The organism is Streptomyces sp. NPDC092045 (assembly GCF_044756005.1).
In the GTDB taxonomy this organism is placed as follows: Bacteria; Actinomycetota; Actinomycetes; order Streptomycetales; family Streptomycetaceae; genus Streptomyces.
Genome location: NZ_JBIVSC010000032.1, coordinates 24,662 through 34,853 on the forward strand (window position 1 = coordinate 24,662; position 10,192 = coordinate 34,853).

A 10,192-nucleotide genomic window follows, 5' to 3' on the forward strand; every position below is an offset into this window, starting at 1 on the left:
TGTACGCATACCAGTCCCGGGCCGATCATCCGAGTCTCGCGGCAGATGGTTCGGAGGATCCTCCGAAGGACTCCCCCAGGGAGAGGAGGACGGCGAGGCGGGCGGGGTTCTCGTCGGCCGCCGTGGCGAAGACCTCCTGGGCGGTCCGCCACTCGCGCGGCCGGGCCTCGGCGTACCCCCGCCAGCCGGTGACGACGAGGACGACCGGCCGGGGCAGGTCGGTGAGGCAGTCGGCGAGGGCGTCCCAGTTGCGGCCGAACCAGTCGGGCAGCGCGAGGGCCCCGGCGCACCGGTCCATGAGCGCGGCCTTGTCGTCGACGCCGGTCAGGTCGAGGACGACGGGGTCGTCAAGCCTCATCCGTGACCACCTCCCGGAAGGTCTCGTAGTGGTCGTCGGTGTAGTACGTCTCGCCGTTCCGCCCGGTGACGACGCGGCGCGCGCCCCGGCCGCGCTCGCCGGGGGTCTTCACGGTGTACTCGTGGTAGTAGCCGCGCTCGCGACGGGGCAGGATCTTCTCGAAGTTGGAGAAGACGGTGCCGTCCTTGGCGTACGGGTAGGGCCCGCCGCGCGCGATGAGGTCGAGCGTCCCGCGCGCCTCGGGCGGCAGGTCGGCGGCCCGCACGGTGGGCAGCCCGGAGGCGCCGGTGGGCGGGGCGGCCGTGGCCGTGCGGGTCGGGGCGGCGGTTCCCGTGCCTCCGGTCGCCGAGGAGCAGCCGGCGAGGAGGCCGCCCAGGAGGACGGCGAGGACGAGCGCGAGGAGCACGCGCGGGGGCCGGAGCAGCATGTCCCGAACATAGCGTCGCGGAACGGCTCCGGCCCCGGGTGACACCCGTGGTTCAGCTTCCGTCGGGGTCCGTCCGGTCGAGCGCCGGGTGGGTGCCCGGCCTGGACTCGGTGAGCAGGTAGTCCGCCGCGGCGCGGTCGGTCACCAGGCTGGTGACGAGCCCGGAGCGGAGCACCGCGCCGATCGCCGCCGCCTTGCGCTGGCCGCCGGCGATGGCGACGACCTCGGGGATGCGGCGCAGCCGGTCCGCCTCGACGGTGATGCAGCGCTCGCCCAGGTCGCGGCCGACCCGGCGCCCCTCGGTGTCGAAGAGGTGAGCGGACATCTCGGCGGCGACGCCGAGCGAGGCGTAGTGGGCGCGCTCCTCGTCCGAGAGCATGTCGTGGACGGTGGAGATGCCCGGCTCCCAGGAGCCGATGGAGACGCAGGCGACGGTCACCTTGTCGAAGTACTCGAAGGCGCGCGCGATGCCGGTCTGGCTGCGCAGGGCTGCGGCCGTCGCCGGGTCGGGCAGCAGCATGGGGGCGTAGATGGGGTGGGCCTCGCCGCCGGAGACCTGGGCGGCCCGGCGCACGGCCTCGACGGAGCCGCGCTCGGCGGTCCCGGCGTCGTACACGCCGGTGAGCTGGACGACCGTGCAGGGCGGCAGCCGGTCGAGGGCGGCCGCCATGTGGATGGTGGAGCGGCCCCAGGCCAGGCCGAGGACGTCGCCCTCGGCGACCAGCTCGCCGAGCAGGTCGGCGGCGACCTCGCCGAGGTTCTCCGGGTCGGGCGACTCGTCCTCGCCCTCCGCCGGGGACTCGACGACGACGGCGTGGCGGAGCCCGTAGCGGGCGCGGAGCGCGTCGGAGCGCTCGGCGTCCAGCTCGGCCGGCACGCGGATCTCGATCCGTACGAGGTCGCGCTCCAGGGCGGTCTCCAGGACCCTGGCCACCTTGAAGCGGCTCACGCCGAACTCCTCGGCGATCTGGATCTTGGACTTGCCCTCCAGGTAGAAGCGGCGGGCCATGGCCGCCGCCTGCACCAGCTCCGCGGGGCCCATCCGCAGGGCTGACCGTCCCGCCGACATACCCGCCACCGCGATCTCCTCACTGCCGTTCACGTACCGCTTGCCCCCGTCGGGCCGTTCGCGCGGCGGGGTCGTTCACACTCCTGCTCGTCGTTCATCCTGTCAGAAACGACGTGCCTTGATCAGTCCTGTCGGCGGCCCGACGGACCGCGTTCATCCGCCGGAGGCTCAGTGGCCACACGCCCACGCGGCGGCGGCCGTCGCGGTCTCGGCGCGGGCCCGCAGCGAGGCGACGGCGGCGGCCGGGTCGGCCGCTCCGTACACCGCCGAGCCCGCGACGAAGACGTCGGCGCCGGCCTCGGCGCACCGCTCGATCGTGGACTCCGCGACCCCGCCGTCGACCTGGAGCCACAGTTCCAGGCCGTGCTTGGAGATCAGCTCGCGGGTGCGGCGGATCTTGGGCAGCATGACGTCGAGGAAGGCCTGGCCGCCGAAGCCGGGCTCCACCGTCATGATCAGCAGCATGTCGAGCTCGGGGAGCAGGTCCTCGTAGGGCTCGATGGGCGTGGCCGGCTTGAGCGCCATCGAGGCGCGGGCGCCCTTGGCCCGGATCTCCCGCGCGAGCCGCACGGGGGCGGCGGCCGCCTCGGCGTGGAAGGTCACCGAACCGGCGCCGGCCTCCACGTACTGCGGGGCCCAGCGGTCGGGGTCCTCGATCATCAGGTGGCAGTCGAGCGGGGTGTCCGTCGCGCGGGCGAGGGACTCCACGATCGGCACGCCCAGCGTCAGGTTGGGGACGAAGTGGTTGTCCATCACGTCGACGTGCAGCCAGTCGGCGCCCTCGACCGCCTTCGCCTCCTCGGCGAGCCGGGCGAAGTCCGCGGACAGGATGCTGGGGTTGATCTGCGCCATGCGCCAAGCCTCCCACGTTCTTGGGCACTTCTTTGCCGCTGGGCGGTTTCGATTCAGGTCCGGACCAGGTTCGGTACGAAACGACGAGCCCGGGAGCCGTACAGACCGGGATATTGCGGTCGAATGATCGAAGGGTGGAGCGGTCCGGGGTCAGGCGGTCCGGCGCAGCAGCGCCAGGTACATGGCGTCCGTACCGTGCAGATGCGGCCAGAGCTGGACGTCCGGTCCGTCGCCGAGCTCGGGGACGCCGGGCAGCAGCGGGCGGGCGTCGATCAGCTCGGCGCCGCCGGTCCGCTTGAGGACGTCGTCGACGACGACCCGGGTCTCCGCCAGGTGCGGCGAGCAGGTCGCGTACCCGACGACGCCGCCGACGCGCACCGCGCGCAGCGCCTCGGTGAGCAGCGCGCGCTGGAGCGGGGCGAAGCCGTCCAGGTCGTCGGGGCGGCGGCGCCAGCGGGCCTCGGGGCGGCGGCGCAGGGCGCCGAGGCCCGAGCACGGCACGTCCACCAGGACCCGGTCGAAGGAGCCGGGGCGCCACGGCGGGCGGGTGCCGTCGGCGGCGATCACCTGGTACGGGCCGGGGTTGCCGGCGAGGGCGCGCTCGACCAGGCGGGCGCGGTGCGGCTGCTTCTCGGAGGCGAGGAGCGCGGCGCCCCGCTCGGAGGCGAGGGCGGCGAGGAGCGCGGCCTTGCCGCCGGGGCCCGCGCAGCCGTCGAGCCAGCGGGCGTCGGGGCCGTCGAGGGGGGCGTTCGCGAGGGCGAGGGCGACGAGCTGGCTGCCCTCGTCCTGGACGCCGGCCCGGCCCTCCTTCACGGCCTCGATGGCGCCGGGCTCGCCGCCCTCCGCCATCCGCACGGCGTACGGGGACCAGCGGCCCGGCAGGGTCTCGGTGGCCGCGGCGAGCTCCTCGGTGGTGGAGCGGCCGGGGCGGGCGACGAGGGTGACCTCGGGACGCTCGTTGTCCGCCGCCAGGAGGTCCTCGATCCCGGCGCGACCACCGCCGAGCGAGTCCCAGAGGGCCGAGACGACCCAGCGGGGGTGCGAGTGGACGACGGCGAGGTGGTCCTCGGGGTCCTCGTCGTACGGCGGGGCGACCTGCGCCACCCAGGCGTCCAGGTCCTGCCGCGCGATCTTCCGCAGGACGGCGTTCACGAACTTGGCCCGTCCGTCGCCGAGCACCACCCGCGCCAGTTCGACGCTGGCGGAGACGGCGGCATGGGTGGGGATCCGGGTCCCGAGGAGCTGGTGCGCGCCGAGCGCGAGCACGTCGAGCACGGGCGGGTCGACCTCGCGCAGCGGGCGGTCGACGCAGGCGGAGACGATCGCGTCGTACGTGCCCTGGCGGCGCAGCGTCCCGTAGACCAGCTCGGTCGCGAGGGCCGCGTCCCGGCCGTCGAAGTCCCCGCCCTCGCGGGCCTTCCTCAGGAGCGGCGGCAGCACCAGGTTGGCGTAGGCGTCCCGCTCGTCGACCGCCCTGAGCGCCTCGAAGGCGAGCATCCGGACCGGGTCCTTCTTCGGCTTCCGGTAGGGCTTGGGGGGACGGCGTCGTGCCTGCTCGCTCAAAAGGTGCTCCGCGTGACGAAATGACGAGGTCGAACGCCCCCAGCGTAGTCCTTCCCGGCGGAGGCCCCGGAGCGGTGTGGTGCCGGGGCGGCGTGGTGCCGGGGCCGGTCCGGGGGTCCGAACCTGTGGCGGGTTCCGGGGCCCGCTCCGTGGCCGGGTCCCGGGGGCCCGTTCTGTGGCCGGGCCCCATGATCGGCCCCATGATCGGCCCCGCGGCCGACCCCTCGGCCGGCCCTGTGACCGGTTCTGCGGGAGACACCTCACATACCGCGCGATACGGTCGATAAGCACACGAGGGACACGGCATCCGGTGTGTCCCCGGTCGGGAGGAGGAGGGATGAGCTCTCCCTTCGGGACCGCCCCCGCGGCCGGTCCGGCGGATCTGCTGGCGCGGCTGGGCGGCTCCTGGACCTGGTTCCTCGCCGCGGCGGTCGTGACGCTGGTGCCCGGGGTCACGGCCCTGGTCTGGCCGGACGCGACCCTGCACGTCCTGGGCGTGCTGATCGGCCTCTACCTGCTCGCGACCGGGGTCTTCCGCTTCGTCATGGTCTTCGGCCGCCGGAACGCCGGCGAACGGCTCCCGGGGCTGCTCGTGGCGGTCCTGTTCGTCCTGGGCGGGGTGCTGTGCCTGCGCCATCCGCTCCAGACGGTCGCCGCGCTCTCCCTCGTCGTGGGCGCCGTCTGGCTGGTCTCCGGGGTCGTCACGCTGTACGGCGCCCTCGCCGCCGAGGACCTTCCGTACCGCGGCGCGGTCGCCGCCGTCGCCGCCCTCGGCATCGCCGCCGGCATCGTCGTGCTGGCCCTCCCGGCCGAGTCGGCCCGGGTCCTGACCCGGCTGCTCGGCCTCTGGCTCGTCCTCCTCGGCCTGGCCGAGGCCGCACTCGCCCTGGCATGGCGCTCGGCCCTGCGCGGGGCGGGCCCCGCCCACTCCCCGCACTCGAACCGGAAGTAGCCATGAAGGACATCAAGTTCGAACAGAAGCGCTCCGTCTCGCGCCTCGAAGCCGCGGAGCAGCTCATGGCGCTCGCGAACGCCCTCAAGGACGGCGGGGACGTCGAGTGGGACATCGGCCACGGCAGGCTGAGCCTGCACGTCCCGGACGAGCTCAGGACCGAGATCGAGATCGAGACGGGAGAGGGCGAGGTGGAGCTGGAGATCGAGCTGAAGTGGCCGGTCGCGGGCCCCCGCCCGAAGCCCCGGACGAGGCCCCGGGCGGGCGGGAAGGAGAAGCCGGAGCAGGACGGGAGCGCTCCGCCCGAAGCCGAGCCCAAGCCCAGGCGCTCCGGGACCGCCGCCCGCAGGAGCGCACCCGCGAAACGTTCCGCCGGACCGTCCTGATCCCGGGACGCACACCCCGCTCCCCTCCTGTTCGGCCGGTCCGGCCTGTCCGGCCCCGATTCGCCGGACGCCCGCCAGGGCGTGTGTCGAAGGTCCCGCCTGCCCGGCGGCGCCCGGCACGCACTCCCCCGTAGCCCTGCGGGCACGGGGGCACCCCCGGCCGCGTCGTCGGGATCGCCCCGGTACCACCAGTGTCGGGGCGGCCCTCCGCCTTGCGATCGCACGCACCGGACACCGCCGGGCCTGCCCTCCGGGCAGACGGCGCCGCTTTCGCCACACGCCCTAGGCGCCCAGGCGCTCCTCCGGAGCGATCCGCACCCCGCGCGCCCAGTCGGCGGCCTTCATCGGCTTCTTGCCCTGGGGCTGGACCCAGAGGAGTTCGACGGCGTACGAGCCGGTGCCCGCGTACACGTTGTTCTTGCCGACCGAGAGCTCGCCCGGGGCCAGGTCCGTGCGGTCCGGAACGGGAACGGCCTGGATCAGCTTGAGGCGCTCGCCGCGGAAGACGGTCCAGGCGCCCGGGGCCGGGGTGCAGCCGCGCACCACGCGGTCCACCCGCAGCGCGGGGGCCGCGAAGTCGACGTGGGCGTCCTCGACCTGGATCTTCGGGGCGAGGGTGACGCCCTCGGCGGGCTGCGGGACGGCCCGGAGCGTGCCGTCCTCGATGCCGTCCATGGTCGCGGCGAGCAGCCCGGCACCGGCGAAGGCGAGCCGGGTGAGCAGGTCGCCGCTGGTGTCGGTCGGGCGCACGTCCTCGGTGACGACGCCGTAGACCGGCCCCGAGTCGAGGCCCTCCTCGATCAGGAAGGTGGAGGCGCCGGTCACCTGGTCGCCGGCCATCAGCGCGTGCTGCACGGGCGCCGCGCCGCGCCACGCGGGCAGCAGCGAGAAGTGCAGGTTGACCCAGCCGCGGGCCGGGACGTCGAGGGCGACCTTGGGCAGCAGGGCGCCGTACGCGACGACCGGGCAGCAGTCCGGCGCGATCTCCCGCAGCCGGGCGAGGAAGTCCTCGTCACGGGGCCTGGCCGGCTTGAGGACCTCGATGCCCGCCTCCTCCGCGCGCTGGGCCACCGGGCTGGCGACGAGCCGCCGGCCGCGTCCCGCCGGGGCGTCGGGCCGGGTGACCACGGCGGCCACCTCGTGCCGCCCGGAGGCGATCAGGGCGTCCAGGGCGGGAACGGCGACCTCGGGGGTGCCTGCGAAGACGAGCTTCATGGATGGCGACTGCCTGTCTCTCCGGGGGCGTTGTGGGCAGCGCACCAGTCTAGGGCGTACCCGGGAGGCCCCGCCCGGCGCGCGGCGCCGGGGACGGAGGGGGCGTACGCGGGGGCGGGCGCCCCGCGCACGTGCTTGTACGCCCCCGCAGCGTGACCCAACTCCCGGTGGCGCGTTGGTCAAGAGAGATTGACCGAATCGGGTCGCGCCGCTCCCCTCGCGACCCGCCCCTTCATCGCCGGTTCGAGAGGCTTTCACATGGCCGACCACGCAACCCACGACGCCCAAGCCCGGGCGAGTCTGCACCTGCTCGTGCGGGACATCGAGCGGGTCCGGCGGCAGGTGGACGCGCTGCGCACGCTCACGGCCCAGTTGGGCAATGTCTACCGCCCTCGCCGCTCCGGCCCGTCGACGGGCTTCGTCGTCTACGGGCGCGCGCCCGCCCCGACCGTACGCCTGGCCCAGGAGCTGCGGGACAGCGTCGAGACCCTGGTGACCGCGGCGGTCGACTTCGACCGCTCGCTCGGTTTCTCGTGGGACGCGGTGGGTTCCGCGCTCGGGGTCACCAAGCAGGCCGTCCACCGCCGCTACGGCGCCCGCCGGGCGTCCCAGCAGAGCGCCGCCCCGGAGCAGGAGCACGGCATGGAGCCGGGCTCGATCCGCCCCGTCCCGTCGGTCCCCGCCGCCCGTTCGATGCCGCCGCAGCCCTCCGCCGGCGGCCCCGCCCTCCGCGAGGACGCCCGCCCGTCGGCCTTCCCCGCGCCCCGCAACGTCTGACGCCCGAGACGCCACGGCCGCCCGCCCCCGGGGGACGGGCGGCCGTCTCGTGCCCCGGGGACGGAGGCCCTCCGGGGTGACGGAGACCGTCCCGGGCCCGGGGACGGGGCCCCTTCGGGTCCGGGGCGCACGAGGGTCGCCCGCCTCCGGGTGACGGAGGCCGTCCCGGGTCCGGGATCGGGAACCCCCTTCGAGTCCGGCGCCCGGACGGGCGTCGTCCCACGTCCGGGCGCCGGACGCCCTTCCTCCGTCCGTACGGGAGCCCCCGTGTCAGCCGATGTCCGGCGGGTCCACGCGGACGCGTACCGGGTCGCCGCCGCCGCGTGCGAGGCGGGCCGCCCTGGCCTGCTTGAGGGCGGCCGCCAGGGCCGCGCCGCTGCCCGGCGGGACCCGGACCAGGGCCCGCTCCCACTGCTCGCCCGGCGGCGGGTCGCCGGGCCTGCGGGTGCCGCCGGGGCGCACCACGGGCAGCGGCACCGGCCCGAGCACCTCGGCGTCGGGAGGCAGCCCGGCCGCCGCCAGGAAGCCTTCGACGGCCTCCGGCGGACCGGTCACCGCGGCCATCCGGGAGACCGGCGGGAAGCCCAGCTCGGCGCGCTCGGCCAGCTCGCGCCGGGCGTGCCCGACCGGGTCCCAGCGGACGAGGGCCTGCACCGGCCGCAGCGTCGGCTCGGCCACCACCACGACCGTGCCGCCCTCGGCCTGCCCCCGCACCAGGGAGGCCGCGTCGATCCAGCGGCGCAGCGCCTCCTCGCCCGCGCGCAGGTCGGGGCGGCCGAGCATGGCCCAGCCGTCGAGGAGCAGCGCGGCCGCGTAGCCGCCCTCGGCGACGGGCTCGGCGCCCGGGGTGGAGACGACGAGCGCGGGCCGCCCGGGCACGCTGTCCAGGACGTGGTCCCGGCCCGAGGTGCGGACCGGCACCGCCGGGAAGGCCCGGCCGAGCTCCTCGGCGGTCCGCCGCGCGCCGACCACCTGGGCGCGCAGCCGGGTCGCGCCGCACTCGGCGCAGTGCCAGTCGGGGGCGCCGCGCCCGCACCAGCCGCAGCACAGCTCCCGCTGCTCGGGGGCCTCCAGGGGTCCGGCGCAGTGCCGGCAGCGGGCGGGCGTCCGGCACCGCTCGCAGGCCAGCCTCGGCACGTACCCCCGGCGGGGCACCTGGACGAGCACCGGGCCGGTCTTCAGGCCCTCCCGCACGGTCTGCCAGGCGAGCGAGGGGAGCCGGGCGGCGCGCGCGGCCCCGTCCCGGGCGAGTTCGCCGTCGCCGACGGTGCGGATCAGGGGCGCGGCCGCGCGGACCCGGTCGCGGCCCGCGGTCAGCGCGCGGGCCCAGCCGGTCTCGACGAGCTGGGCGGCCTCGACGGTGCAGCTGGTGCTGCCCAGGAGGAAGGCGCACCGGTCGTGGGCGGCGCGCAGCAGCAGCACCTCGCGCGCGTGGGGCTGGGGGGCGTGCGGTTCGCTGTGGCTGCCGTCGCCGTCGTCCCAGACGACGACGAGCCCGAGGTCCCGTACGGGGGCGAACATCGCCGCCCTGGTACCGACGACGGCCCGTACGGACCCGCGCCGCACGGCGAGCCAGCGCGCGTACCGCTTCTCGGGGCCCGCCTCGGCGGTGAGCAGCGCGTGCCGCCCCTCTCCCAGGACGCCGGTCAGCGCCGCGTCGACCCGGTCGGCGGCCCGTCCGTCGGGGACGACGACGAGGGCGCCGCGCCCGGAGGCGAGGGTCGCGGCGACGGCCCGGGCGATCTCCTCGGCCCAGTGCGGCCCCGGCAGCGCGTTCCACACGGCCCGGGGCGCCCCGCCGTGCGCGAGGGAGTCCAGGAACGCGGGCCCCTGCTCGTACCGCGTCCAGCTCCCCGGTTCCGGGGCGCCCGGCGGCGGCAGCGGCTCCGGGGAGGGGCGGCGCTCGGCGGCGGCGCTGCGCGGCGGCACGGCGAGCTGGAGCACGTCGGCGAGGCTGCCGGCGTACCGGTCGGCGACGGCCCGGGCGAGGCCGAGCAGCTCGGGTCCGAGGACCGGTTCCGGGGAGACGACATCGGCGAGGGCGGCGAGCGGTCCGGAGTAGTCGGACTCGGCCCGGCGCTCGACGAGGAAGCCGTCGATGAGCCGTCCGCCCTCCCGGCGTCCGTTCTTGACCTGGTGCGCCCCGGCCCCGAACCGCACCCGCACCCGCACTCCGGGCCGGGCCGCCTCGTCCAGCTCCTCGGGGACCGCGTAGTCGAAGAACTGGTCGAGGTGGAGCGCGCCCTTGTTGACGACGACCCGGGCGACGGGCAGTTCCTTGGCGAGGGCGGCCCCCCGCCACGTCCGCGGCTTGGCCCGCGGCACCTTCGCCTTCCGCACGGTCTCCCGAATGAGCGCGAGCTGCTCGGGCTCCTCGGAGGGCTTCTCGTTCTCGCTGCTCACGGCCCCATACCTACCAGATGCCACCGACAGCCCGGACACGGCGAAGCCCGGCGCCCCCGCGAGGGGTGCCGGGCTTCGTCGCGTGCGTCCGGGGATCAGACTCCGGCGGCCTTCTTGAGGGCGTCGACGCGGTCGGTGCGCTCCCAGGTGAAGTCGGGCAGCTCGCGGCCGAAGTGGCCGTAGGCGGCGG

10 protein-coding genes are annotated in these 10,192 nt (G+C 76.0%); 3 read left to right on the forward strand and 7 right to left on the reverse strand.

Annotated features, from left to right (window positions below; genetic code table 11):
- Positions 1–25: 25 nt before the first annotated feature.
- From ACIQKA_RS33735 to ACIQKA_RS33755, 5 genes are all read right to left on the reverse strand, one after another.
- Positions 26–358, reverse strand: coding sequence for a barstar family protein (locus ACIQKA_RS33735; RefSeq protein WP_383432816.1), 333 nt, complete (start codon positions 356–358; stop codon positions 26–28).
- Positions 348–785: a ribonuclease domain-containing protein gene (locus tag ACIQKA_RS33740; protein WP_402543254.1), complete on the reverse strand. Its 438-nt coding sequence runs from the start codon at positions 783–785 to the stop codon at positions 348–350. Before ACIQKA_RS33740 ends, ACIQKA_RS33735 begins: the two co-directional genes overlap by 11 nt.
- 52 nt (positions 786–837) lie before the next feature.
- Positions 838–1,887 carry a sugar-binding transcriptional regulator gene (locus ACIQKA_RS33745; RefSeq protein ID WP_381736083.1) on the reverse strand — a complete coding sequence of 350 codons (1,050 nt, stop codon included), beginning with the start codon at positions 1,885–1,887 and terminating at the stop codon, positions 838–840.
- A gap of 135 nt (positions 1,888–2,022) precedes the next feature.
- Positions 2,023–2,706, reverse strand: a complete 684-nt coding sequence (gene rpe / locus ACIQKA_RS33750; RefSeq protein WP_383158517.1) for a ribulose-phosphate 3-epimerase — start codon at positions 2,704–2,706, stop codon at positions 2,023–2,025.
- 150 nt (positions 2,707–2,856) lie between these two features.
- Positions 2,857–4,269 carry an RsmB/NOP family class I SAM-dependent RNA methyltransferase gene (locus tag ACIQKA_RS33755; RefSeq protein ID WP_383158520.1) on the reverse strand — a complete coding sequence of 471 codons (1,413 nt, stop codon included), beginning with the start codon at positions 4,267–4,269 and terminating at the stop codon, positions 2,857–2,859.
- A gap of 337 nt (positions 4,270–4,606) precedes the next feature.
- Here ACIQKA_RS33755 and ACIQKA_RS33760 point away from each other — a divergent pair, with 337 nt between their 5' ends.
- Positions 4,607–5,221: an HdeD family acid-resistance protein gene (locus ACIQKA_RS33760; protein WP_402543255.1), complete on the forward strand. Its 615-nt coding sequence runs from the start codon at positions 4,607–4,609 to the stop codon at positions 5,219–5,221.
- Between the two features lie 2 nt (positions 5,222–5,223).
- Complete coding sequence (locus ACIQKA_RS33765) at positions 5,224–5,607, forward strand: amphi-Trp domain-containing protein (RefSeq protein WP_391096967.1); 384 nt, start codon at positions 5,224–5,226, stop codon at positions 5,605–5,607.
- A 282-nt stretch (positions 5,608–5,889) separates the two neighbouring features.
- Here ACIQKA_RS33765 and fmt read toward each other — a convergent pair whose 3' ends face one another.
- Positions 5,890–6,822, reverse strand: coding sequence for a methionyl-tRNA formyltransferase (fmt, locus tag ACIQKA_RS33770; protein WP_402543256.1), 933 nt, complete (start codon positions 6,820–6,822; stop codon positions 5,890–5,892).
- 258 nt (positions 6,823–7,080) lie between these two features.
- Between fmt and ACIQKA_RS33775 the strand changes: the two genes are divergently transcribed.
- Positions 7,081–7,599, forward strand: coding sequence for a hypothetical protein (locus ACIQKA_RS33775; RefSeq protein WP_383446102.1), 519 nt, complete (start codon positions 7,081–7,083; stop codon positions 7,597–7,599).
- A 270-nt stretch (positions 7,600–7,869) separates the two neighbouring features.
- Here the strand turns inward: ACIQKA_RS33775 and ACIQKA_RS33780 are convergent, their stop codons facing one another.
- A complete protein-coding gene (locus tag ACIQKA_RS33780) occupies positions 7,870–10,002 on the reverse strand; it encodes a primosomal protein N' (RefSeq protein ID WP_402543257.1) in 2,133 nt (710 codons plus the stop codon).
- Between the last annotated feature and the right edge of the window lie 190 nt (positions 10,003–10,192).

Bases quoted from the DNA above. Each gene is read 5' to 3' on its own strand.
- ACIQKA_RS33735 (WP_383432816.1), bottom strand. From the start codon at position 358: ATGAGGCTTGACGACCCCGTCGTCCTCGACCTGACCGGCGTCGACGAC.
- ACIQKA_RS33740 (WP_402543254.1), bottom strand. From the start codon at position 785: ATGCTGCTCCGGCCCCCGCGCGTGCTCCTCGCGCTCGTCCTCGCCGTC.
- rpe (WP_383158517.1), bottom strand. From the start codon at position 2,706: ATGGCGCAGATCAACCCCAGCATCCTGTCCGCGGACTTCGCCCGGCTC.
- ACIQKA_RS33760 (WP_402543255.1), top strand. From the start codon at position 4,607: ATGAGCTCTCCCTTCGGGACCGCCCCCGCGGCCGGTCCGGCGGATCTG.
- ACIQKA_RS33765 (WP_391096967.1), top strand. From the start codon at position 5,224: ATGAAGGACATCAAGTTCGAACAGAAGCGCTCCGTCTCGCGCCTCGAA.
- fmt (WP_402543256.1), bottom strand. From the start codon at position 6,822: ATGAAGCTCGTCTTCGCAGGCACCCCCGAGGTCGCCGTTCCCGCCCTG.
- ACIQKA_RS33775 (WP_383446102.1), top strand. From the start codon at position 7,081: ATGGCCGACCACGCAACCCACGACGCCCAAGCCCGGGCGAGTCTGCAC.